This window comes from Sphingobium xanthum, from assembly GCF_019737615.1.
Taxonomy (GTDB): Bacteria; Pseudomonadota; Alphaproteobacteria; order Sphingomonadales; family Sphingomonadaceae; genus Sphingobium; species Sphingobium xanthum.
In genome coordinates this window covers 115,277-138,032 of record NZ_JAHKKS010000002.1, presented here as the reverse complement: position 1 = coordinate 138,032, position 22,756 = coordinate 115,277, and the positions used below count along the sequence as shown (strand labels likewise).

The window sequence follows — 22,756 nt, the reverse complement described above, 5'->3', positions numbered from 1 at the left end:
CCATCAGACTCCCGGCCAAGTGTCGAGAGAGTCATTCGGCAAGGCGAGGAGCGCTTCGGGTCGCACGCTCCTCGCCTCGTCATTTTCAGCGATCGAGAATTTATACGCGGCGCCAACCGGCCCCGCATGCCGCGCGGTTGCGCGCCGATCCGATCCCAATCTGGCACTGCAACAAATCTGACATCGATTCGTAACCGATCGGACACGAGAATCGCATCTCGCTGTCATACTCATCCCCTAGCTGCCCCGCCGAGGGCGCAAGGGGGCGACAAGAGAGTCGCTGATCCAGCAAGCCGTCCTGCACTCGAAAATCCGGATCAACCCGGCAGCGGAGACGACGATGAAAGCTACTTCTCGGACCACGAACATCTTGATGGCGGGCGTCGTTCTGCCGCTTCTCGCAGGCTGCGGCGCAAGCGAGATCGCCTCGCCGGGCACCGGCGGCAACGTGAACATCAATTTCCCGGCGCCGACGCCCACCCCGACACCCACGGCGACGCCGACGCCATCGGTCGTGGCCGCAACCGGCTGCCCGACGATTGCCGACGCGCAGGGCCTCAAGGACGACGGCACGATCAGCGGCCCGACCGGTTCGTGGCGCGTCTGCACGCTGCCCGCGATCATCGCCAAGAGCATCACGCTGCCGAAGATTGCCGGCCTCGTCTATCAGATCAACGGCCGCGTCGACGTCGGCTGCGACGGCGGTCGCGTCGCCCCGACGTCGGGCGCACCCTTCACCAGCACGACGGTTGGTTGCACGACGGCCAAGGGCTTCACGCTCAATGGTTCCGGCCAGCTTACGGCCGACACGAACGTCGTCCTGACGATCGAACCGGGCGTGATCCTGTTCGGCGCGTCCGGCCCGTCGTGGCTGGCCGTCAATCGCGGCAATCGTATCAACGCGACCGGCACGGCGACGAAGCCGATCATCTTCACCAGCCGCGACAATATTCTCGGTCTGAACAGCGACAGTTCCATCGGTCAGTGGGGCGGTGTCGTGCTGCTCGGCCGCGGCATCACCACGGACTGCACCTTCGGTTCGACAGGCGCGGGCACCTGCGAGCGCCAGACCGAAGGTTCGGTCGATCCGGCTGTCTTCGGAGGGCAGGACAATGCCTATAATGCCGGCACCATGCAGTATGTGCAGATCCGCTATTCGGGCTACGTGCTGAGCTCGACTTTCGAGCTGCAGGCGCTCACGACCGAGGCAATCGGCACGGGCACAACGCTCCGCTACATCCAGAGCCACAACAGCTCGGACGACGGCGCCGAATTCTTCGGCGGCGCGGTCAATTTCAAGAACTACGTCGTGACTGGCGCGGACGACGACAGCCTCGATCTCGACACCGGCGCGAAGGGGCGTTTCCAGCATGTGCTGCTGGTCCAGCGTGACGGACAGGGCGACGCGCTGATGGAAATCGACAGCAATGGCAACGAGACGGACACGCCGCGCAGCGACCTGATGGTTGCCAATTTCACGGCGATCCAGACCCAGGCGAGCTCGAATAACACGGCGAATGACCAGGCTTCGATGCTCTTCCGCGGCAACCTCGATGTCAGGCTGATCAACGGCATCGTCGTCTCACCGAACAATGAATGCCTCCGCCTGAACGGATCGGGCGCGGCGCCCGTGTCGTTCCAGGCCAGTTCGGTGGTGATGCAGTGCAACGCCACCAAGTATCTCGGAACCGGCTCGATCACCGCCGCACAGGTGGCGACGGCGTTCGGCTCGGGCGCGAACGGCAATAACGACGCCTATACGCCGACGCTCGCGACGGTGTTCGTCAACGGCGCGACGGAGACGCTGGTTGCCGCGACCGATCCGAAGACGTTCGACGCCTTCTTCGACACCACCACCTACATCGGTGCGGTCAAGGACGCGAACGAGACCTGGTACAAGGGCTGGACCTGCAACGCGGGCTATATCGGCTTCGACGACACGACGAACGCCAACCGCAACTGCACATCGCTGCCGATCACCTGACGGCCGCACCTGACCGACATGGGGCGGGATGCGGCAGGTCGCGCTGCTCCCGCCCCTTTCAATGCTTGTAAGCCCAAGGGGATTTTCGATGGCAACGCCGCTCAGGTTCGCGAGCCTGCTGCTCCTTTCGACCGCGCTGACGGCTCCCGCCGCTTTCGCGCAGACCAACGGCGCCGAGAGCGAAGCTCCCGATGCCGCAGCCCCCGGTGATGCCACGGCCGGCGACGCGCCGACCGACGAAGAGCAGGCGCCGGAAATCTCCGTTCCCGGCGGCGACATCGTGGTTGTCGGCCGGCGCGGCGCGAACGTTCAGCGTGCCTCCGCCGCCGTCGTCTCGGTCCTGTCCACTGCGGACATCGCGCGCACGGGCGAAGGCAATATCGCCGGCGCGCTGGGCCGTGTCACGGGTCTCAGCGTGGTGGGCAACGGCTTCGTCTATGTGCGCGGCCTGGGCGATCGCTACTCGCTGGCGCTGCTCAACGGATCGCCGCTGCCGAGCCCCGAGCCGCTCAAGCGCGTCGTTCCGCTCGATCTGTTTCCGACCAACATCGTGTCCTCCTCGCTTGTCCAGAAGAGCTATTCACCGAACTTCCCCGGCGAATTCGGCGGCGGCGTCATCAACCTGACGACCAGTGCCGTGCCGAAGGACGACTTCCTCACGATCAGCACCGGCGGCGGCTATCACAGCGAGACGACCGGCATTCAGGGCTACAGCTATTTCGGCAGCTCGACGGACTGGACGGGCTTCGACAACGGATCGCGCAATACGCCTTCGCCACTGGCATCCTTCCTGTCGAGCGGCAAGCGCGTGCTGGAACTGACCAACGCGGAAAATCGGGCACTTGCCGGCAGTCTCGTCACCTCGCGCAACGGCCTCGTGCAGCGCCTGAGCATGGTGCAGCCGAACTTCTCCGCCTCGGTCTCGGGCGGCGCGTCGATCGACGTGGGCGACGCCGTGCTCGGCCTCATCGCGACGGCCGGCTACACCAACCGGTGGACCAATCGCGATGCCATCCAGCAGCGCTCGGTCAACTCGGACCTGTCGCAGCTCGACTCCGATTTCGAGCGCGTGACGACCGACAACCGCATCGTCGTGAACGGTCTCGTTGGCGTCGGTCTCGAATGGGGCGACAACAAGATCCGCTGGACCAGCCTCTACATTCGCGACACGCTCAAGAACACGCGCCTCGGCATCGGCCAGAAGCGCGAGGAACAATCCGACTACAACCAGCAGGATACGGCCTGGTACGAGCGCCAGCTCATCGATACGCAACTGGTCGGCGAATATAAGCTGACCCCGGACCTCAGCCTCGACCTGCGCGCATCCTACGCCAATTCACAGCGCGAGGCGCCGGCGGAGTTCAGCGCCGAATATATTCGCAGCAACGAGACCACAGGCTACGGCCCCCATTTCATCAACCGGCTGGACGGCGGCACGACCAGCGATGCGCGCATCCGCTATTCCGATCTGGAAGAGACTTTGTGGTCGGGCGGTGCGGACGTCACATACAAGCTGATGCCCGATCTCGGGGTCTCCGTCGGCTATGCCTATACCCGCACGACGCGCCTCAGCTCGCGCCGCGAGTTCCGCTTCCGTTTCCAGGTCAATCCGGCGACGCCGGGTCTCGGCCAGGCATCACCGTCGCAATATGAAGGGATCGGCCTGCTGCGGCCGGACCTGCTGCTGGCGCCGAACATCGTCGAGGATTTCATCATCCTCGAGGATCTCGACCCGAACCCGACCTTCCGCGCCAAGCTGCGCACGCATGCCGGCTACGGCAAGTTCAACTGGCAGGTGACGCCGGAAGTGATGATCGACGCCGGTGTCCGCTACGAGAAGGCCACACAGTCGGTCGTGCCGGTGCAGGTCTTCAATACAGGCAACACGTCGACCGCGATCACGAGCCTCAAGAATTCCTACTGGCTCCCGGCTGCGACGATCACCTGGCAGGTGCAACCGGAGATGCAATTGCGCGTCAACGCATCGAAGACGATCGCACGACCGCAGTTCCGCGAACTGATCTTCCAGCAATATTTCGACCCGGACACCAACCGCCTGTATCGCGGCAACTCGCTGCTGACCGACAGCGAGCTGATCAACGGCGAAATCCGCTACGAATGGTATTTCGCCCGCGATCAGCGCCTCTCGGTGGCAGGCTTCTACAAGAAGATCGACCGGCCGATCGAATCCTACATCACGGTGTTCGGCAGCGACATCGTGACCAGCTTCGCCAATGCGCCCTCGGCCGATCTCTATGGCGCCGAGTTCGAGGTGCAGAAATATTTCGACATGGCCAACTGGTCGGACGCGGCCCTGTTCTCGACCAGGCGTCTGGTGACGATCGCCAACTACACCTACACCAAATCCAAGCTGAAGGTGGGCGCGAGCGACACGACGGGCGTGTTCGGGGCCTCCGGCGCGGCGCTGGCGAGCGATTATTTCAAGGACGGCGCCTCGCTTACCGGCCAGTCGGACCATCTCATCAACTTCCAGCTCGGCATGGAGGACACGGACAAGCTCTCCCAGCAGACCCTGATCCTCTCTTATGCCAGCAAGCGCGTGACCAGCCGTGGCCTCAACAATTCGGGCCAGCCGGACATCTTCGAATATCCAGGCTTCAACCTGGACTTCGTCTGGCGGCAGGGCGTGACGGTGGCGGGCCGCGATCTCGATCTCAAATTCGAGGCGCGCAACATCACCTACAACAAGTACAAGGAAACCCAGTCGAACGGCACGAACACGATCATCTACAACCAGTATGATCGCGGCACGACGTTCAACATCTCGGTATCGACGACCTTCTGAGGGTGGGCCAGGCGTTCGCCGCTCCCATGGTGCTGAAAGGAAGAGCGGTCCGCCTGGGCCGCTCTTTCCCTTTGCGTGCGGCCTGTTCCGCATCGGGCCGGTATTTTTGCCGTAGCGCCGATAGGCAACATGATAAGCATGTCGTCCGCCGGGCGTTTGGGCGCGTTCGGGTTGGGAGGAAGGCAGGAATGGCGGCAATCGACGTGGAGCAGGCGAGCGAACCGGCGGCGACAGCGTTGCCCGACCGGAACAGCCCGCGCGGCTGGTATACGGTCAGCGTCCTCTCGGTCGTGGCGATGCTGTCCTATATCGATCGCGGCGTGCTGGCGCTGTTCGTCCAGCCGCTCAAGCGCGATTTCGGGCTGTCGGACACGGAAGTCAGCTTGTTGCTGGGTCTGGCGTTCACCTTGCCCGCAGTGGTGGTCGGCATTCCGGCATCGCGACTTATCGACAGCGGTGTACGCAGGACCTTGATCGCGGGCTGTCTCGCGCTCTGGAGCGTGGCGACGGCGATCTGTGGGCTTGCGCAGAATTTCTGGACCCTGTTCGTCTGCCGCGCCGTGATCGGCGGTAGCGAGTCCGTAAACACCTCGGCGTCGCTGTCCGTCATCACCGATAGCGTGCGGCGCGAGCGGCTGCCGCGCGCCTTCGCGATCCAGTCGGCCGGCGTGATGATTGGCAGCGCGCTCTCGCTGCTGCTCGGCGGGCTGCTCTACGGCCTGCTGGATCATCTCGAGCCGATCGTGCTGCCGGGCTTCGGCACGATCCATAACTGGCAACTGGTCTTCATGATCCTCGGCCTGCCGGGCATCTTCGTCGCCGTCTTGATGATGGTCTCGGTGCCTGAGCCGCCGCGTAAAGGCGGGACACGGCCCGAAGGCTATCCGATCCGCGAAGTGATCGGCTATCTGATCGACCAGCGCGGCATGCATCTGCGGCTGTTCTTCGCGATGGTACTGTTCGCGATCATCAATGTCGGGCTGAGCGCCTGGCTGCCGGCATTCTACCAGCGCACCTATGGCTGGGGACCGGAGAAGGCCGGCCCGATCATGGGCGCGGTGTCGCTCGTCTGCTCGCTTCTGGGGCTGTTCGCCGGCGCGCATCTCGCCGAGCGGTTCGGCAAGCGCAATGACGACGCGAACCTGCGTGTCATCCTGATCGCCCAGGGCCTGTCGCTGCCCCTGCACCTGATCGCCCCGCTGATGCCGAACCCGTGGCTGGCGCTGGGGTTCAATGCGGTTGCGGGAGTTGTCGCGGTGATGGGCGGCCCGGCTTATTATGCCGCGATCCAGCTCACGACACCGAACGAGATGCGCGGGCAGATCGCGATGCTCTATGCGGCCGGAATGACGACGATCGGCGGGACGGTCGGGCCGATGCTGGTCGCCGTGCTGACCGACAATGTTGCGCGCTCGGAAGCGGACCTCCGCTACGTGCTGGTGGGCGTGAACCTGCTCGTGGTGCCGCCGGCGCTCTATCTCATCTGGCGAGCGCTGGGGCCGTATGCGCGGCTCTATCGCGAGCGTGTCGATGCGATGGCAGCCAGCTCGCCGCCGTGATCGCGTTCAACCTGCCCAGACCTGCTCGCGATACCATTTGGTGATGATATACTTCGTCCCCGCTCGCACCTTCATGCCATGGTGGATCGTGGCGGGATTGAGTGCGCCGTCGGGCAGGCGATTATTCCAGGCAAGCAGCTTGCCGGTTTCCGGCTGGATCATCTTGTCCACCTTGGTGAACCGCGTTGCCCCTCCGGCGCGTGGCTCGTTGAGATAGACCATGAGCGTCCAGGTGCGATTGCCCGAGCGGCCGCAATAGCGCTCGAAATCCAGGCCCTTGGGCTCGAAATAGTCGGTGTGCGCCTTGAATTCCTGGCCGACATCGTAGCGCTGGCCCTGAAGGGGTTCGCCGTGCGCGAAATCGAGGCCGCTGAACGCGGCGAGCTTTTCATCGATCGCGGCGACGAAGGGATCGCCATCGTGCAGATCGCAGGTCTCGCTGGTCCGGAAGGCCTCGTATCCCTGATCGTCCGCGATGGTGGACGGCCGTCGACCGGCGTCGATGCGTTCAATCAGGCCCGCGCATTCCCCGGCATCGAGAAAGCGCTTCTTCATGAACAGGACGAGTTCGGGGCGCGGAAAGCGCTGGATGCCGGGCTGGCTGGCGAGGAGGGGAGCGTCTAGCATCGACATGGGCCACGCGAAGGTCTAGCAACTCTCCTGCGCAGCAATCAACCGGCCTCTTGTTAATAAAGGTTAACGGTCGGCAAGGTCTGGGCGCAGGGAACAAAGTCGAGATGATTTGGCTGTCATTTTTTAGTAACCATATTGTAGCGGTTCGGTCATAGAGCGCGCATAGGCAACGCGAGCTTTGCTGGAGGTCGTCAACTCTCAGATGCGGTGGACCGACTTCATTCGGCGCGCGCCACAGGCTCGTACGCCTCGTTCTTCGGACATCGGGCAGTGGATCGAGGCTGCGCTCCTCGTTTTGCTGATGATCCAGATCGCGCGCCTGCTCTGGGCGCTGGTGACGCCGGTCGGGCTGTTCGGCGACTGGCGCGCCCGCGAGCCGGTCGTGGTGAGCGCGGATGCACGCAGCGCGCTGTTCGCGGGGTTCGATCCCTTCTACCGCACCGGCGTGGCCGTCACCCCCGGCGAGACGCCGGCGCAGCAGGTCACCTCGCTGCCGCTCAAGCTCTTCGGCACTCGGGTGAACGAAGCGTCTGGCTCGGGATCGGCAATCATCGCCAATGAAGGCGGCGAGCAGCAGAGCTATGCCGTGGGCGGCGAGATTGCGCCGGGCGTGAAGCTCAAGGCCGTGCAGTTCGATCATGTGGTGATCGAGCGGGGCGGCGTGACCGAACAACTTTACATCGATCAATCGGGTGGTGGCGCCGCGGGCGGACCAACCGGGCCAGGCGCGCCGGAAGCTGGCGGGGGCGCGCCGTCGCCGGGCATTGGAGCGCCTCCCGCGCCGCCGGGGCGTTTGACCCCGGAAAGCCTCATGAGTTCGATCAGTTTCGCCCCGCGCACCGAGCGCAGCGGTGTTACCGGCATCGTCGTCAATTCGCAGGGCGGCGGCGAAGTGTTTTCGCAAGCCGGGTTCCGGCCCGGCGACATCATCGTGCAGGTGAACGGCCAGCCCGTGCGATCCCCGGCCGACGTCACGTCGCTGCAAGGATCGATCAGGCCCGGCGCCCGCATATCCCTCATGGTGGAGCGCGGCGCCGCGACCGTTCCCATCGCTCTCATAATTCCGGACATTCGATGACTTTCCTGCCTAGAATCCGCAAGTTTGCCGGTAGCGCCGCGCTTGCACTGTTGCTCGCCGTGCCCGCCATCGGTCAGCTCACGCTGAATGTCCGCGATGCCGATATTCGTGCCTTCATCCAGGATGCCGCGCGCGTGACCGGGCGGACCTTCATCATCGACAATCGCGTGCAGGGCAAAGTCTCGGTCGTGACCGACCGGCCGCTGACGCGCTCGGAATATTTCGAGATATTCCTCTCGACCTTGCGCGCCAATGGCCTCGTCGCCGTGCCGGCAGCGGGCGGCGCGTTCCGTATCCAGCCGGTCGAGGGCGCGGCGGGGCAGCCAGGCCAGGTCGGCGGGGCGGCCAATCGCAACCAGTTCGTGACCGAGGTCATCCGCCTGCGCTCGATCGATGCGCAGTCCGCGCTCGATACGCTGCGGCCGCTGGTCAGCAAGGACGGCTCGATCACCGCGAACCGATCGGGACGCTCGATCGTAGTGGCGGACTATGCCGACAATATCTTCCGCATTCGCCGCGTGCTGGCACAGGTCGATACGGACGGCTCTTCGACGGCGCTCGTTCCGCTCAAGAATGCCGGCGCGCGCGAGATCGCGCAGTCGCTTCAGGCGCTAGTCGCCGGCGGGGGCGAGGGCCAGCCGGCCACGGCGACCGTGGTCGCGATCGACAGTTCCAACAGCGTCGCGCTGCGCGGCGATGCGGCGACGGTCCAGCGCCTCTCGGCCATGGCCCGCGAACTCGATACGCGCGCGGCGTCCGGCACGGAAATCCGGGTCTACTGGCTGCAGCATGCCGATGCCGACAAGCTCCTGCCTGTCCTCGAGAAATTGCTGGGGCAGGGCGGCGGCTCGGCCATTTCCTCGGCCAATGCGACAGTGACTACAGGCGGTCCGAGCGCGGTGCCCGCAGCTGCACCTGCTCCCGCGCAGGCAGCGGCTTCTTCAGCGGGCGACACCAGCGGCATCGGCGGGCGCGGGCCGGCGGTCGTGACGCGCTACGAAGGCGCCAATGCCGTCATCGTCGCTGCCAATGGCGACACGCAGCGCATGCTCGGCGAAGTCATCCGGCAGCTCGACACGCGGCGCGAACAGGTTCTGGTCGAGGCGATCATCGTCGAGATTGGCGACAATGCGGCGCGCCAGCTCGGCGTGCAGTTCCTGATCGGTTCGACCAAGACCGGCTTTGCTGCTACCAACTATTCCAACGCGCAGCCCAACATCCTGACGCTTGCGGGTGCGATCGCCGCCAATCAGCTCGGCACGACGGAAACCGTCGTCGTTGCGCCGGACGGCACGCGCACGACTACCACCACGACCGAGAATGGATCGCTGGCGACCGAACTCCAGGGCGCCGCCGTCGATGCGCTGCGCTCGGCGCGCGGGGGCTTTGGCGGGGTTGCCACGGAGCTGGGTCGCAACGGCGTTCTCGGCGCGATCATCAATGCGGTGCAGGCGGACACGGAGAGCAACGTCCTCTCGACGCCGTCCGTGCTGACGCTCGACAATCAGGAAGCCAAGATCCTCGTCGGCCAGGAAGTGCCGGTCTCGACCGGGCAGGCGCTCAGCCCCAATTTCGACAACCAGTTCCGCACCGTCCAGCGCCAGAATGTCGGCATCATGCTGGAGGTGAAGCCGCAGATCAATTCGGGCGGCGCGATCAAGCTGTTCCTCAAGCAGGAAGTCAGCAGCGTGGCCGGGCCGGTCTCGAACGACAGCAGCGATCTCATTATCAACAAACGCCAGATCGAAACGACGGTGACGGTCGATGACGGCGACATTCTCGCGCTTGGCGGCCTGCTCGACGACAATGAGCGCCGCACGATCGAGAAGATCCCCGTGCTGGGCGACATTCCGCTGGTCGGCGAACTCTTCAAGTCACGCAGCCGCGCGCGCAGCAAGACCAATCTCATGGTCTTCATTCGCCCCACCATCCTCTCCGATCGCAAGGATGCGCAAGATGTGACGGCACGGCGATACGGCTACATCCGGAACCAGCAGCTTGCGAACAATCCCAAGGTCGAGCCAACGATCGACGAGCTGGTGCGCGATTATATGGGCGCGGCCCTGCCGGTCAGCGATGGCTCGCGCGCGGGGGATGAGGTGGTCGATGGCCGGGTGGTTCCGGTCGAGGCGACCAGCTCCCAGCAAGTGGTGCGCCCTGCCGCCGCTGAGAAGCGCAAGAAATGACCGGGCCGGCGGACGATCTTCCCCCAGAAGGCATGGGCGCTCCGGCGCCCGCGCCCGCCGCGCATGCGGCCGGGGAAGGTGGCCTGCTGCCGATCGATATTCCCTATGGTTTTGCGCGCAAACATGGCGTGGTGATCACCAGCGGCCGGGCGGACGGGCGCATTGCGGTTGCGCTGCGGGACGGTGCCGATCCGCGCGTGCTGGTCGAGGTGCGGCGGCATCTGGCGCGCAGCTTCGACGTGACGATCGTCGATGTGCCGAGCTTCGAGAAGCATCTGTCCGATCATTATGCGATGGAGGGCTCGGCGGCCGCCATGGCCGGATCGTTGGCCATGGGCGGCGACGATCTCGATTTCATCGCGGGCGATCTGCCGACCGCAGAGGATCTGCTCGACAGCGGCGACGATGCGCCGGCCATCCGTCTCATCAATGGCATCATCGCCGAGGCGGCGCGCCAGGGCGTCAGCGACATCCATATCGAGCCCTATGAGACCGGCCTCGTCGTGCGCATGCGCATGGACGGCGTATTGACCGAGACGTTGCGCATGCCCGCGCATGTCGCCCCGGTCGTGGTCAGCCGCGTGAAGGTCATGGCGCGGCTCGACATCGCCGAGCGCCGCGTGCCGCAGGATGGGCGCATCGGCCTGACGCTGGGCGGCAAGATGCTCGACGTGCGCGTCTCCACCCTGCCGAGCCGCGCCGGCGAGCGCGTCGTCATGCGTATTCTCGACAAGGAGAATGCCGGCATTTCGATGGATATTCTCGGCCTCACCGGAATGACCGATCAGGTGCTGCGCAGCGCCCTGCGCGAACCGAACGGCATCATCCTCGTCACCGGCCCGACCGGCAGCGGCAAGACGACGACGCTTTATGCGGGCCTGCGCCAGCTGAATGACGGCAGCCGCAATATCCTGACCGTCGAGGATCCGGTCGAATATGCGATCGAGGGCGTGGGGCAGACGCAGGTCAATGCCAAGGTCGGGCTGACCTTCGCGGCCGGGCTGCGCGCCATCCTGCGCCAGGATCCGGATGTTGTGATGGTCGGCGAAATCCGTGACCGGGAGACTGCGGAGATTGCGGTACAGGCCTCGCTGACCGGTCATCTCGTGCTTTCGACCGTCCACACCAACGATGCCGTGGGCGCGATCACCCGCATGCGTGACATGAAGGTCGAGCCGTTCCTGCTTGCCTCGACCCTGCGCGCGGTGATTGCGCAGCGCCTCGTGCGGCGGCTGTGCCCCGATTGCCGGGAGCAGATTCCGGCCGACAAGTCGGTGAGCGCGCTGCTCGGCATCGACGAGGGGACGCTGATCTACCGGCCGCATGGCTGCGAGACCTGCAACAGCAGCGGATACAAGGGCCGCGTCGGCGTGTTCGAGGCAATCCGCATCGACGACACGATCCGGCGGATGATCAACGAAGGCGGCGATGAATCCCTCATTGCGCGCCATGCCTTCCTCAACGCGCCGAACCTCATCGCGGCGGCGCGCGGACTGGTATTGGGCGGCGAGACCAGTGCCGAGGAAGCGATCCGCATCTCGCGGCGCGAAACGATCGATGCCTGACTTCGACTATCTGGTGATCGACGGATCAGGGCGGGAAAAGCGCGGTCTGGTCCGGGCGGATTCGGTGAGCGATGCCCGCGAGGCGCTGGCCGCCAAGAAGCTGTTCGTCGTGCGCATCGCCGAGGGACGCGGCGCGGCCGCCGGCGCAAGCGCGGCGGGCGGAGGCAAAGCACCGCGGCTGGCGGGGCGCGGCCTGCTGAGCTTCGATCGCAAGCGTCTCTCTTCCAAGGAACTGACCCTGTTCACCCGCCAGCTCTCGACGCTCGCGCAGGTGTCGCCGCTCGAAGAAGCGCTGCGCACGATCACCCGGCAGAGCGAGAAGCAGCATGTGCGCGACATCGTGGCGCGCGTGCATGGCGGCGTGGTTGAAGGACGCAGCCTCGGCGAGGCGATGAGCGCGGAACCCAAGAGCTTTCCCGGTCTCTACCGCGCGATGATCGCGGCGGGCGAGCGATCGGGCAGCCTGCCGGCGCTGACCGACCGGCTCGCCATCCTGCTCGAGCGGCAGGCGACGATGCGTTCCAAGATGCTGACCGCGCTGGCCTATCCGGCGGTGCTCTCGGTGTTCGCGATCGTCGTCGTCATGTCGCTGATGATCTTCGTGGTGCCGCTGGTGGTCGAGCAGTTCGATACGCTCGGGCAGCAGCTGCCCCTGCTCACGCGCATCGTCATGGGCCTTTCCAATTTCCTCGCCAGCTGGTGGTGGGCGCTCCTGATCCTGCTGGGAGCGTTCGGCTTTCTTGGATGGCGCGCGCTTCGCAACGAAGCCGTCAGGATGAGCGTTGACGGCCTGTTGCTGCGCACGCCTTTTGTCGGCCGCCTGCTGCGTGACCTTCACGCCGCGCGCATGGCCCGCACGCTCTCGACGATGGTCGAGAGCCGCCTGCCGGTGATGGAAGGGCTCTCGCTCACCGTTCCGACCATTCACAATCGCGTGCTGCGCGCGGCGACTACGGATATCGTCGAGGCCGTGCGCGGCGGTGGCAGCCTTTCCGCGGCGATGCGCCGGACCGACGTCTTTCCGCCCTTGCTTGTCTATCTCGCCGCCTCGGGCGAAAGCGCCGGCCAGCTCGACCTGATGCTGGAGCGCGCGGCCGACTATCTCGAGCGCGAGTTCGACGGTTTCACGGCTGCTGCGCTCGCCATGCTGGAGCCGCTGATCATCGTCGTCATGGGCGGGATCGTGGCGGTCATCATCCTTTCGATCCTGCTGCCCATCATGCAGCTGCAAAATCTTACCGGTGCCGGAGTTTGACCATGAGCCTCGCAAAATCCCCCCTCCTGTCCGCGCGGCGTCAGAGCGAAGACGGTTTTACACTCATAGAGCTGCTGGTCGTGATCGTGATCATCGGCCTGCTCGGCACGATCGTCGCGATCAACGTGTTCGGTGCGCTGGGTACCAGCAACGTCGCCAAAGCGAAGGCCGATATCGCGACGCTGGAATCCGCGCTCGAACAGTATCGCCTCGATAATCTGACCTATCCGAGCACGAGCGACGGTCTCAACAGCCTGATGTCGCCGCCGGCCGGTCTCGCTCAGCCCGAGCGCTATCGTCAGGGCGGCTACATCAAGAAGCTGCCGAACGATCCCTGGGGCCAGGCCTATCAATATGCCGCGCCGGGCCGCAAAGGCGCGTTCGATATCTATTCGCTGGGGGCCGACAAGCAGACGGGCGGCGAGGGCGAGAATGCCGACATTTATTCGAGCGATCTCTGACGCCACGGGCCTGGACCTGACGTCGCGGGAGGCGCGGGGATGAACGCGCGCACGCGCTGCGGAAGACGAGGCACGGGCGAGGGGTTCACCCTGCTCGAGATGCTGGTGGCGCTGACGATCTTCAGCATTGCCGGGCTTGCGCTGGTGCGGTTGCAGGCGGTCTCGGCGCGCACCTCGGTCGACCTGCGCATGCGGACGATGACGCAGATCGTCGCGCGCAATCTCATGATCGAGCGGCTGACCGATCCCGCTGCGCCGGTCCGTGGGGCCAGCGAGGGAACGATCGAAAATGCCGGGCGGCAATGGCACTGGGCGCAGCAAGTCGAGGAAGCGGACAGCGGCCGGATGATGGTCATCACGCTGCGCATCGACGGCGGACAGGGGCAGTCGCCTGCGGTGCTGACATTCGGGCGGATGAAATGAGAGCGCCGTCCATTCCTTTAAAGCGCGCCGGGGAAGGCGGCTTCACGCTCATCGAGCTGATGGTCGTGCTGGTGATCATCGGGCTGCTGTCGGGGACGGTGATGCTGACCATGGCCGATCCGCGCGGTCGCATTGCTGGCGATATCGATCGGTTCGCGGGCCGGGCACGCGCCGCGCGTGACAGTGCGATCATCGCCGGAAAGCCCGTCGCGCTCTGGGTGTCGCCAAGGGCCTTCGGTTTCGAACGCCGCGAGCAGGGGCAATGGCAGGCCGTGACGGATGGTCCGCTCGCATCCAGCGACTGGTCCGGCAGCACGCAGGCGCAGCTTGGCGCGACAACGCAATTGCGCATCGTGTTTGACAGCGTCGGCCGCGCAGATCAGCCGCTCAGCTTCACCCTGCTGCGCGACGGACGCGAGATCGCCGTGCGCATGGACCTGAACGGCAAGGTGACGAGCAGTGAGTAGAGTCACTCGCCGTTCCGCCGAACACGGCTTCGCATCTTTGGAGCGTTCCGCCGAACACGGCTTCACATCTTTGGAACGTTCCGCCGAACACGGCTTCACGCTGATCGAGCTGCTGGTCGCGGTCATGATCTTCGCGATGCTGGCCACCGGCGGAGTTCTGTTGCTGCGCTCGACGGTCGATGGGCAGGCGGCGGTGCGGGTCCATCTCGACGCGCTGGCGGACGTTCAGCGCGGGCTCTCGACGCTGGACGCCGATCTGTCGCAGGCGACCGTCCGCATCAGCCGGACGCAGGATGGCGCGCTCGCGCCCGCTTTCTTCGGCCGGGTGGCGCAGGACGATGAACCACTGATGCAGTTCGTGCGCGATGGCTGGAGCAATCCCGGCATGTTGCGTCATCCAAGCCTTCAGAAGATCGAATATTGGTGGCGCGACGGTCGTCTGGAGCGGATCGGCTATGATGCGCTGGATGGCGCCGAGCCGACCGAGCCGGCCGTGCTGTTCGACGGCGTGACGGCGCTGACCTTGCGCTATCGCGCGAAGAACGGGTCCTGGCTGGAGCGCTGGGCACCCGAAAAGCCGGCCGACATGCCGACGGCGGTCGAGATGGTACTCAGCCGAGGCAAGGAGCCGCCGCTGACGCTCCGGTTTATCGTGGGGACGGCCATCAACCAGCCCGAGGACGAGGCGGCACCGGGAGGCGCATCCAATGCGGTCTGACCGGGTATCCGAGGAGGGCGCTGCCTTGCTGACGGTGCTGCTGCTGGTCGCGATCCTGTCAGTCGTGACGGCGGTGGCGCTGGAGCGGCTGACCCTCGCGAGCAGGATGACGCGCAACATCGTCTCGGCGGATCAGGGCCGCGCGTATCTGCTCACCGCCGAGCAGATGGCGGCGACGCGCATCGGCGATCTCGTGAAGCTGCGCCCGGATCGCACGACGCTGGAAGGCGGCTGGCTCGGGCGCGATCAGGCGATCCAGGTGCCGGGTGGCAGGGTTACGGCGCGGATCATCGATCGCGGCAATTGCTTCAACCTCAACAGCCTCGTCAAAGGCCCGAACGACGAGTTCGGGTCCAGCGTGGCCGGCAATGAGGACACTCTGACCGGGCGGCCCGAAGGCATCGAGCAATTCGCGGGTTTGATGCGGTTGCTCGGCGTCGATCACGTGATTGCGCTGCAGGTCGCGACCTCCGCTGCCGACTGGATCGACACCGATGCAACCCCCGGCAATGGCGGCGCCGAGGATCAATATTATTCGGGCCTCACGCCGAGCTATCGCACGGCCAACGGCCTGATGGCGGACCCCAGCGAGCTGCTGATGGTGAGTTCGGTCACGCCGGAAGTCTATCAGCGCATCCGGCCGTGGATCTGCACGCTGCCGACGACCGATCTTTCGCCGATCAACATCAATACCTTGCTGCCCGATCAGGCTGTGTTGCTCGCGATGCTGGCGCCGGAAGCATTGGGGCTCGAACGGGCGCGTCAGGTGCTGGCGCAGCGCCCGCTTGAGGGCTATGGCAGCGTCGTGACCTTCTGGGGGCAGCCGGCGATGGCAAGGCTGACCGCGCCGCAATCCGTCAAGGAGCAGACGGTGCAGAAGACACGCTGGTTCGAGGTGGCCCTTCGGGCCGATCTCGGGGGAGATGTTGTGGATGAAAGCGTGCTGATGGATGCGGAGAAGGACCGGGTGCGCCTGGTCCGCCGCCAATGGGGCGAAGGCAGTTGAAGCACGACTATATCATCCTTCTTCCGTCCGATCGCGAGGCGCCGCCGACCTGGTATCGGGTCGCGGACGAGCGCATCGTGCGGCGCGGGCGCGGCACGGAATGGCTGCCGCCTGAGCAGCAGGACGAACCGGACAGTGCCGTCGGCGCGGCGATGCTCGTGCTGCCGCCGCACGCCACGACGCTGCACTGGATCGTGTGCCCGGGCATGACCACCCGTCAGGGCGCGGCCGCCGCGCGCCTGATGGCGCTCGAAGCGAGCATTGGCGAAGCGGGCGAACTGCATGCGGCCGTCGCCGACAATGACGATCCCGAAGCGCCGCACGTCGTCGCCGTCGCCAGCCAGAGCGCGATGGCGCACTGGATCGAATGGGCGAAGGAGCATGGCATCGCGCAGGCGAGTATCGTTCCCTCCGCGCTTCTGCTGCCGACGCCCGAGACCGGCTTCGTGCGCGCGCCAGTGGGCAATGCCGATGTCGTGCGTGGGCCCGATACCGCTTTCGATGGCGAGGAAGCCGGTGCCGCGCTGATCATCGGCGATGCGCCGGTCACGCGCCTGCCAGCCGACACGATCGACGATGCGCTGCTGTTTGCACTCGAAGAGCCGCCGCTCGATCTGCGCCAGGGTGCTTTTGCGCGCCGGTCGCCCGCTTTGTTCGACAGTGCGCGCCTGCGGCGTATCGCAATCATGATCGGCCTCATGATCCTCTGCAGCCTGCTCGTCTCCTTGATCACGATCATCCGCTTGAATGCGGAGTCTTCGCGGCTCGACAATCAAACGGTCACGCTGGCGCAAACAATCGATCCCTCCGTTAGCGATCCGCAAATGGCGGAGACCCGCATGACGGCACTGCTGGCCGCGCGCGGCGGGCGAGGTGGGTTCACGGGCACGATGGCCGGTCTGATGACCGCGATGCAGGCGAACCCCAATGTCGTCATCACCAACGTCAATCAGGGCGCCGATGGTGCCCTGCGTGTGCAACTCGCCGGGTCGCGCGCGGAGGACATCAACGACGTCCTCATCGCCATACAGGAAGCCGGGTGGCGGATCAGCGCCAATGCGGTGCAGCAGCGCGGCGGCAGGCTGATGGCCGATATCATGGTGGTGCAGTGATGATGCAGGGCATGCGCATCTGGTGGGACAATCATAGCCTGAGCGAGCGGCGGCTGATGGCAGCGCTCGGCATCATCGCCGTGCTCATCTTCATGTGGCTCGGCGTCTGGCGGCCGATTAACGGCGCGCTGGCGGAAGGCTGGGAGCGGCAGGGTGCCGCGCTCGATCGCTATGCCTCGGTGCGCGACAAGGTCGCCGAACTGCGCAAGCGGCCCGCGACGCGCAGTCGGGCCAATCGCGTGCCGCTCGATCAGCTTATCGGGCAGAGCGCGGCCGAGGCCGGCTTCACGCTGGATCGCGCGGCGCTGCAGGGCGAGGGGCGCATGTCGGTCAATATCGGGTCGGCGCGCGTCGGTCCGTTGCTGCGTTGGCTCTCGACGCTGGAGCGCGCGAGCATCAGCGTGCAGACGATCAGCATTGTACCGGGCGCAGCCGAAGGCACCGTCGCCGTGCAAGCCGTGTTCCAGGAGGTGACGCCATGATCGGCTGGATGCGCACGACCCGCGCGAAGCTCATGCTGGCGATCATTCTCGGTGTTGCGATGCTGGTCACATGGCCGCTGCGCGCTGCCTTCAGCATTTTTGGCCTGACCGATATGGGGGTCGCGGCGCGATCGCTGCGCGGGCCGATCTGGTGGGGCGGGGCGGAGGAACTGCAGATCCGCGGCGTTCAGCTCGGCACGGTCGATGTCTTTCTCAATCCCATCCAGCTACTGATCGGGCGTGTCCGCATCGACGTCTCGCGACGTTTGGGCGCGCCGGAAGACATATCCGGGGCGATCACGGTCGGGTTCAACCGGCGCGGGATCGATGACGTCACCGGCGCGCTGGCACTTGCTGCGCCGCTTGCGCCGCTGCCGGTCAGCCGGGTCGAGTTCGAGGATCTGACCGTCCACTTTTCCGGCCGCGCCTGCACCTTTGCCGAGGGGCGCGTGCGCGCCCGCGTGCCGGCGCTCATTTCTGGCCTCAGCCTGTCCAACGGTCTGTCGGGCGAAGCGCGGTGCGCCGGCGATGCCGTCGAGCTGCCGATGGTCAGCCAGTCCGGCCAGGAGCAGCTCACGATCCGGATCACGGAGAATGGCAGCTATCAGGCGACGATGCGTGTGCGCAGCACCGATCCGCTCCTGGGCGCGGCGCTCGGCGCAAACGGCTTCCGCCAGATCGGTTCCGAGCAGGTGCTGCGGACTGTCGGGCGCCTGTGACGCCCCAGTGACGCGCGCGCAGTGACATGGCTCGCCAGCGATGCCGCCCGCTTCCTCATCGGATGTGGGCTGGGCGCGATCATCGGCAGTTTCCTCGGCGCGATCGTCACGCGCTGGCCGCGCGGCGAGGGCGTGGTTCGGGGGCGATCGAGATGCGACGGCTGTGATCGCACGCTCGGGCCGCTCGAGCTTGTGCCGCTGATCGGAGCGCTTGTCGCGCGGGGGCGATGCCGGACATGCGGTACGCGAATCGATCCGGTCCACAGCTTCATGGAAGCGGGAGCGGCGCTGATCGGCGGGTTAGCGCTCTGGCTCCTGCCATTACCCGCCGCAGGACTCTTCATGACCGGTGGCTGGATACTGCTCACGCTCGCCGTGCTGGATGCGCGGCATTTCTGGCTGCCCGATGCGTTGACCTTGCCGTTGGCGGCGATCGGCCTGACGGTCGGTGACTGGGTGCTGCCGGCGCCGTTTCTCGACCGGGCGATTGGCGCGGGGATTGGCTATGCAGGGCTGTTCCTGCTGGCCCTGGGTTATCGGCGCTTGCGTGGGCGGGAGGGACTGGGACTCGGTGACGCCAAACTGCTCGGTGCGATCGGCGCCTGGATGGGCTGGCAGGCGCTGCCGATCGTGCTGCTGACGGCGAGTGCGGCAGGGCTTCTATGGGTGTTGTTTCTGTATCTGCGCGGCCGTTCAGTCGATGCCACGATGCGTCTGCCACTCGGGACTTTCCTGTGTATGGCAGTGATTCCGACGTGGAACATCTTTATATAACAAGGAGCTGTGTCGGGCGAGATTGTCTCCTCTCGGGACAGGGGCTGGGTGCAATATCATTAATCGTCTTGAAACCTTTCGCGAATTCATCCATCGCTCACTCACCTCAATCGAGGTCTCGTGTGGGAGATATTTAAATGATCAAGAAGCTTGTTGCCGCGGCTCTCGTTGCCGCCGCTCTGCCGGCCACTGCCGGCGCCGTTACCTATGCCGACAGCGAACCGCAGGTCTCGGACGGTCAGGATTTCGTGTTCTCGTTCGCCGGCGTTGCTGCGCCGACCACGGGCGGCACGTTCACCGTCACGGCTCGCGGCGATTATACGCTCGGCTTCCCGGGCATCGAGTATCTGTCCTATAACCTCGAAGGTCTGACCGGCGACGTCGCTCCCGAGACCCCGGGTGCAACCTTTACGTCGTTCAGCTTCGACGACACGGAGTTCAGCTTCACGGTTGCCCTGACGCTCGCTCAGCTGCTCGCCATCACGGCGGACAATGCGATCAACATCGGCATCAACCTGCCGGGTGACATCAATGCGTTCGACCCGTCGGCCTATGTCGCCGTCGATGTGACGTACAACGGCACGAGCGGTGCGGTTCCGGAGCCGGCCACGTGGGCGATGATGATCGGCGGCATGGCACTGGTCGGTGCCTCGATGCGTCGTCGTCGCACGGCGGTTTCTTTCGCCTGATCGACTGCTTCGGCAAAAGATTGAAGGGGCGTCGGGAAACCGGCGCCCTTTTTCTTTGTTCCGGTGGGCGCGGTGAATCGGGCTGGCGGAGGTTGCCCGCGCGAGCGCGATCCACTAGGAGCAGCGGCGTCGCCGGATTAGCACAGTGGTAGTGCAGCGGTTTTGTAAACCGAAGGTCGCGGGTTCAAATCCTGCATCCGGCACCAGTTCTTGTTTGCCTCGGGCGCCGGCGCGGACATCCGTCCACCTGGCTTTTCCTCGCATAAGCTCGGGCGGTCGTTCGGCCTTGCGAACCCTGCGGGTTCGAGGCTCCTGCGGCGTCCTTTGCAAGCCACAGTTCCGGTCTCGCTATGGCGCGATTGCGGCAATCCCCTTATGCCGGGTGCGGGACAGGAAGGGTGTGACCAGATGAACCGATCCATCGCGAAGCTGGGGACGACCATCTTCGAGGTCATGTCGGGACTTGCGCGCGAGACGGGGGCGATCAATCTGGGGCAGGGTTTCCCGGACGCGCAGGGGCCTACGGAACTGCTCGATGCGGCCGCGCGGGCGCTGACGGAACGGTCCAACCAATATCCGCCGATGCGTGGCTTGCCGGAACTGCGCGCGGCCATCGCGCACTATTACAAGGCGCATCAGGATCTCGATCTGGCCGATGACGAGATCGTCGTGACGTCCGGCGCGACCGAGGGGCTGGCGGCCTGCATCACCGGCCTGCTCAATCCCGGCGATGAAGTGATCCTCGTCCAGCCGCTTTACGATGCCTATGCGCCGCTCGCCGAGCTGATCGGCGCGGTGCCGCGCTTCATCAGCCTCGCGCCACCCGACTGGAAACTGCCGATGGACGCGCTGTGCGCCGCGGTGACACCCAGGACACGCATGATCCTGCTCAACACGCCGCATAATCCGACGGGCAGCATGATCAGCCGGGCCGAGTTCGAGGAACTGGCGGTGATCTGCGAGACGCATGACATCGTGCTGGTCTGCGACGAGGTGTGGGAAGCGATGATCTTCGACGGGTCGCGCCATGTCTCGCCGCTTGCGGTCGAAGGGTTGCGCCAGCGCAGCGTGAAGATCGGCTCGGCGGGCAAGATCTTCTCGCTCACCGGCTGGAAAGTCGGCTGGCTGTGCGCCGCGCCGCCTCTCGCCAGCGTGCTTGCCAAGGCGCACCAGTTCCTGACCTTCACTACGCCGCCTTCGCTGCAGTGGGCCGTGACCGAGGGACTGATGCTGCCGGTCGAATGGCACAAGGCGCATGTGCGCAGCCATGCCGACGGGCGGGCGCGGTTGGAGGCGGGCCTGAAGGATGCCGGCTTTGCGGTCCTGCCGAGCTCGGCGACCTGGTTCCTGCATGCCGATCTCAAGGCGTCGGGCATCGAATTGCCGGACACGGAGTTTTGCGATCGGTCGGTTCGGGAAGCCAAGGTGGTCACGATCCCGTTCTCGGCCTTCTATGCGCAGGCGCCGGAGACCGGATTCGTGCGCTTCTGCTTCACCAAGCCGGAAGCGACGCTGGACGAGGCGCTGGGGCGGTTGGCGCAGTTCAGGCAGAGCTTGCTTTGAGACTCGGTTGGATTGGCGCTTTGAGGGGCTTTGAGAGGCGATAACCTGACTGAAGTGCGCGGGATTGCCGCTTTGTTGCGCTTTGTCGGTTTGGCTGAGTTAAGACTTTTCAACAAGTTACGGCGCTAACTTCTCTAACATCCCTCATATGCGCCATGGTGATTGCGTAAAAGTCCGCTCGCGGGCGAGGTAACCCACGAGAATCTCTGTGATTTTTACGGGGAGAAGGAGCGGTGGCTTGGTGCGAATTGCGCACGGCCATGAAGAGACGCTGCCATTTTATCCGCTTGTAGGACAGCAGGTTCGCGCTTCGTCGAGAGATACGTCACCTCGGACTTGATCCGGGGTCCCGCTTCTTGGTGCGGATTGACTGATGCGAAAAGGCAGCGGGACCCCGGGTCAAGCCCGGGGTGACGCGAAGGGCGCTCCCGCGCCCTCAATGCAATGTCGTCAGCCAGTCCCCGATCATCGCGCGGCCGGCGGCGACGGCACGGGAGCCGTGCTCCTCGTGCGCAGCGCGGAGGCGCTCGACGTCGCCGCAGCTCTCACACACCGCTTCGGGCCATTGCTCGACCCAGCTGTGGAAGCGCTCGTCCTCGCCCATTTCGGCATGGAACTGGAGCGCCAGCAGATTTGGTCCCCGCCGGAAGGCCTGATGCGCGTAAAGATCGCTCGATGCGAGCAACTCGACGCCTTCCGGCAGGGTGAACGTGTCGCCGTGCCAATGCAGGATGGGCACGTCGACAAGATGGCTGAGCGGCCCGGTGCGGCCGTTGTCGTGAACCTTGATGGGGTGAAAGCCGACTTCCCTGACCGGCCCGGGATAGACCTCTCCACCCAGCGCGGCGGCGACCATCTGCGCCCCAAAGCAGACCCCGAGGGTCGGGCGGTCCGCCCCCAGACGCAGCGCGAGCCGATGCATCTGGCAGCGGATCCACGGATAGCGTTCCTGCTCGTAGACGCCCATGGGGGCGCCCATCATGACCAGCAGATCTGGCTCGCGCAGGTCGAGCGAACCAAAGGCCGGATCGGTCACGTCGACCCGATCGATCCCATAGCCCGCCGCCTCGATAGGCTGCCGATAGCCGGCGACCCCTTCGTGCGGAACGTGGCGAATGATGAGCGCTCTCTTCACCATGAGGATGAGGACGACTTTCTGCCCGACATTTTAAATGCCGAGCCGATCCCAGAAGTCCCGCGCGGTGCCGATCCGCGGCTGTGCGCTGTCAGAAACGCCAGCGGTAGCGAGGCGCCACGAGGAATGCGGGAGCGGGGG

Annotated in this window: 20 protein-coding genes and 1 tRNA gene; 19 read left to right on the top strand and 2 right to left on the bottom strand. The window is 65.3% G+C overall.

What is annotated here, in order from left to right; genetic code table 11:
• Positions 1 to 340 precede the first annotated feature (340 nt).
• The 3 genes from KM135_RS03780 to KM135_RS03770 all read left to right on the top strand — a co-directional run bounded on the left by KM135_RS03780 (position 341) and on the right by KM135_RS03770 (position 6,349).
• Positions 341 to 1,984: a hypothetical protein gene (locus KM135_RS03780; RefSeq protein ID WP_221712648.1), complete on the top strand. Its 1,644-nt coding sequence runs from the start codon at positions 341 to 343 to the stop codon at positions 1,982 to 1,984.
• Positions 1,985 to 2,072: 88 nt separating this feature from the next.
• On the top strand, positions 2,073 to 4,790 hold the full coding sequence (locus KM135_RS03775) for a TonB-dependent receptor domain-containing protein (protein WP_221712647.1): 2,718 nt from the start codon (positions 2,073 to 2,075) through the stop codon (positions 4,788 to 4,790).
• Between the two features lie 188 nt (positions 4,791 to 4,978).
• Positions 4,979 to 6,349, top strand: coding sequence for an MFS transporter (locus tag KM135_RS03770; RefSeq protein ID WP_221712646.1), 1,371 nt, complete (start codon positions 4,979 to 4,981; stop codon positions 6,347 to 6,349).
• Positions 6,350 to 6,355: 6 nt separating this feature from the next.
• Here KM135_RS03770 and KM135_RS03765 read toward each other — a convergent pair whose 3' ends face one another.
• A complete protein-coding gene (locus KM135_RS03765) occupies positions 6,356 to 6,982 on the bottom strand; it encodes a prolyl hydroxylase family protein (protein ID WP_221712645.1) in 627 nt (208 codons plus the stop codon).
• Between the two features lie 202 nt (positions 6,983 to 7,184).
• Between KM135_RS03765 and KM135_RS03760 the strand changes: the two genes are divergently transcribed.
• The 16 genes from KM135_RS03760 to KM135_RS03685 all read left to right on the top strand — a co-directional run bounded on the left by KM135_RS03760 (position 7,185) and on the right by KM135_RS03685 (position 21,480).
• Positions 7,185 to 8,060 (top strand): type II secretion system protein N, encoded by an 876-nt coding sequence (locus tag KM135_RS03760; protein WP_221712644.1) that lies wholly within the window; start codon positions 7,185 to 7,187, stop codon positions 8,058 to 8,060.
• A complete protein-coding gene (gspD, locus tag KM135_RS03755) occupies positions 8,057 to 10,246 on the top strand; it encodes a type II secretion system secretin GspD (protein WP_221712643.1) in 2,190 nt (729 codons plus the stop codon). Before KM135_RS03760 ends, gspD begins: the two co-directional genes overlap by 4 nt.
• Before the next feature lie 32 nt (positions 10,247 to 10,278).
• Positions 10,279 to 11,811 carry a type II secretion system ATPase GspE gene (gene gspE, locus KM135_RS03750; protein WP_221712642.1) on the top strand — a complete coding sequence of 511 codons (1,533 nt, stop codon included), beginning with the start codon at positions 10,279 to 10,281 and terminating at the stop codon, positions 11,809 to 11,811.
• On the top strand, positions 11,804 to 13,066 hold the full coding sequence (gene gspF / locus KM135_RS03745; RefSeq protein ID WP_221712641.1) for a type II secretion system inner membrane protein GspF: 1,263 nt from the start codon (positions 11,804 to 11,806) through the stop codon (positions 13,064 to 13,066). The genes gspE and gspF overlap by 8 nt, the downstream gene beginning before the upstream one ends.
• Before the next feature lie 2 nt (positions 13,067 to 13,068).
• Entirely contained in the window at positions 13,069 to 13,527 is a 459-nt protein-coding gene (gene gspG, locus KM135_RS03740; RefSeq protein ID WP_221712640.1) for a type II secretion system major pseudopilin GspG, read from the top strand.
• Positions 13,528 to 13,566: 39 nt separating this feature from the next.
• Positions 13,567 to 13,950: a type II secretion system minor pseudopilin GspI gene (gspI, locus tag KM135_RS03735; RefSeq protein WP_221712639.1), complete on the top strand. Its 384-nt coding sequence runs from the start codon at positions 13,567 to 13,569 to the stop codon at positions 13,948 to 13,950.
• Positions 13,947 to 14,417, top strand: a complete 471-nt coding sequence (locus tag KM135_RS03730) for a GspH/FimT family pseudopilin (RefSeq protein WP_221713040.1) — start codon at positions 13,947 to 13,949, stop codon at positions 14,415 to 14,417. Before gspI ends, KM135_RS03730 begins: the two co-directional genes overlap by 4 nt.
• A 70-nt stretch (positions 14,418 to 14,487) precedes the next feature.
• A complete protein-coding gene (gene gspJ, locus KM135_RS03725) occupies positions 14,488 to 15,135 on the top strand; it encodes a type II secretion system minor pseudopilin GspJ (protein WP_221712638.1) in 648 nt (215 codons plus the stop codon).
• Positions 15,125 to 16,141 (top strand): type II secretion system minor pseudopilin GspK, encoded by a 1,017-nt coding sequence (gene gspK, locus KM135_RS03720; protein WP_221712637.1) that lies wholly within the window; start codon positions 15,125 to 15,127, stop codon positions 16,139 to 16,141. The genes gspJ and gspK overlap by 11 nt, the downstream gene beginning before the upstream one ends.
• Complete coding sequence (gspL, locus tag KM135_RS03715; RefSeq protein WP_221712636.1) at positions 16,138 to 17,253, top strand: type II secretion system protein GspL; 1,116 nt, start codon at positions 16,138 to 16,140, stop codon at positions 17,251 to 17,253. Before gspK ends, gspL begins: the two co-directional genes overlap by 4 nt.
• A complete protein-coding gene (gene gspM, locus KM135_RS03710; protein ID WP_221712635.1) occupies positions 17,253 to 17,735 on the top strand; it encodes a type II secretion system protein GspM in 483 nt (160 codons plus the stop codon). The genes gspL and gspM overlap by 1 nt, the downstream gene beginning before the upstream one ends.
• A complete protein-coding gene (gspN, locus tag KM135_RS03705) occupies positions 17,732 to 18,454 on the top strand; it encodes a type II secretion system protein N (RefSeq protein ID WP_221712634.1) in 723 nt (240 codons plus the stop codon). Before gspM ends, gspN begins: the two co-directional genes overlap by 4 nt.
• A 21-nt stretch (positions 18,455 to 18,475) precedes the next feature.
• A complete protein-coding gene (locus KM135_RS03700) occupies positions 18,476 to 19,228 on the top strand; it encodes a prepilin peptidase (RefSeq protein ID WP_221712633.1) in 753 nt (250 codons plus the stop codon).
• Between the two features lie 137 nt (positions 19,229 to 19,365).
• Positions 19,366 to 19,917 (top strand): PEPxxWA-CTERM sorting domain-containing protein, encoded by a 552-nt coding sequence (locus KM135_RS03695; RefSeq protein ID WP_221712632.1) that lies wholly within the window; start codon positions 19,366 to 19,368, stop codon positions 19,915 to 19,917.
• Between the two features lie 131 nt (positions 19,918 to 20,048).
• A tRNA-Thr gene (locus tag KM135_RS03690) sits at positions 20,049 to 20,123 on the top strand.
• Between the two features lie 202 nt (positions 20,124 to 20,325).
• Positions 20,326 to 21,480: an aminotransferase gene (locus KM135_RS03685; RefSeq protein ID WP_221712631.1), complete on the top strand. Its 1,155-nt coding sequence runs from the start codon at positions 20,326 to 20,328 to the stop codon at positions 21,478 to 21,480.
• 436 nt (positions 21,481 to 21,916) lie between these two features.
• Here KM135_RS03685 and KM135_RS03680 read toward each other — a convergent pair whose 3' ends face one another.
• Entirely contained in the window at positions 21,917 to 22,615 is a 699-nt protein-coding gene (locus tag KM135_RS03680) for a glutamine amidotransferase (protein ID WP_221713039.1), read from the bottom strand.
• Between the last annotated feature and the right edge of the window lie 141 nt (positions 22,616 to 22,756).

Bases quoted from the DNA above. Each gene is read 5' to 3' on its own strand.
- KM135_RS03780 (WP_221712648.1), top strand. From the start codon at position 341: ATGAAAGCTACTTCTCGGACCACGAACATCTTGATGGCGGGCGTCGTT.
- KM135_RS03775 (WP_221712647.1), top strand. From the start codon at position 2,073: ATGGCAACGCCGCTCAGGTTCGCGAGCCTGCTGCTCCTTTCGACCGCG.
- KM135_RS03770 (WP_221712646.1), top strand. From the start codon at position 4,979: ATGGCGGCAATCGACGTGGAGCAGGCGAGCGAACCGGCGGCGACAGCG.
- KM135_RS03765 (WP_221712645.1), bottom strand. From the start codon at position 6,982: ATGTCGATGCTAGACGCTCCCCTCCTCGCCAGCCAGCCCGGCATCCAG.
- KM135_RS03760 (WP_221712644.1), top strand. From the start codon at position 7,185: ATGCGGTGGACCGACTTCATTCGGCGCGCGCCACAGGCTCGTACGCCT.
- gspD (WP_221712643.1), top strand. From the start codon at position 8,057: ATGACTTTCCTGCCTAGAATCCGCAAGTTTGCCGGTAGCGCCGCGCTT.
- gspE (WP_221712642.1), top strand. From the start codon at position 10,279: ATGGGCGCTCCGGCGCCCGCGCCCGCCGCGCATGCGGCCGGGGAAGGT.
- gspF (WP_221712641.1), top strand. From the start codon at position 11,804: ATGCCTGACTTCGACTATCTGGTGATCGACGGATCAGGGCGGGAAAAG.
- gspG (WP_221712640.1), top strand. From the start codon at position 13,069: ATGAGCCTCGCAAAATCCCCCCTCCTGTCCGCGCGGCGTCAGAGCGAA.
- gspI (WP_221712639.1), top strand. From the start codon at position 13,567: ATGAACGCGCGCACGCGCTGCGGAAGACGAGGCACGGGCGAGGGGTTC.
- KM135_RS03730 (WP_221713040.1), top strand. From the start codon at position 13,947: ATGAGAGCGCCGTCCATTCCTTTAAAGCGCGCCGGGGAAGGCGGCTTC.
- gspK (WP_221712637.1), top strand. From the start codon at position 15,125: ATGCGGTCTGACCGGGTATCCGAGGAGGGCGCTGCCTTGCTGACGGTG.
- gspM (WP_221712635.1), top strand. From the start codon at position 17,253: ATGATGCAGGGCATGCGCATCTGGTGGGACAATCATAGCCTGAGCGAG.
- gspN (WP_221712634.1), top strand. From the start codon at position 17,732: ATGATCGGCTGGATGCGCACGACCCGCGCGAAGCTCATGCTGGCGATC.
- KM135_RS03695 (WP_221712632.1), top strand. From the start codon at position 19,366: ATGATCAAGAAGCTTGTTGCCGCGGCTCTCGTTGCCGCCGCTCTGCCG.
- KM135_RS03685 (WP_221712631.1), top strand. From the start codon at position 20,326: ATGAACCGATCCATCGCGAAGCTGGGGACGACCATCTTCGAGGTCATG.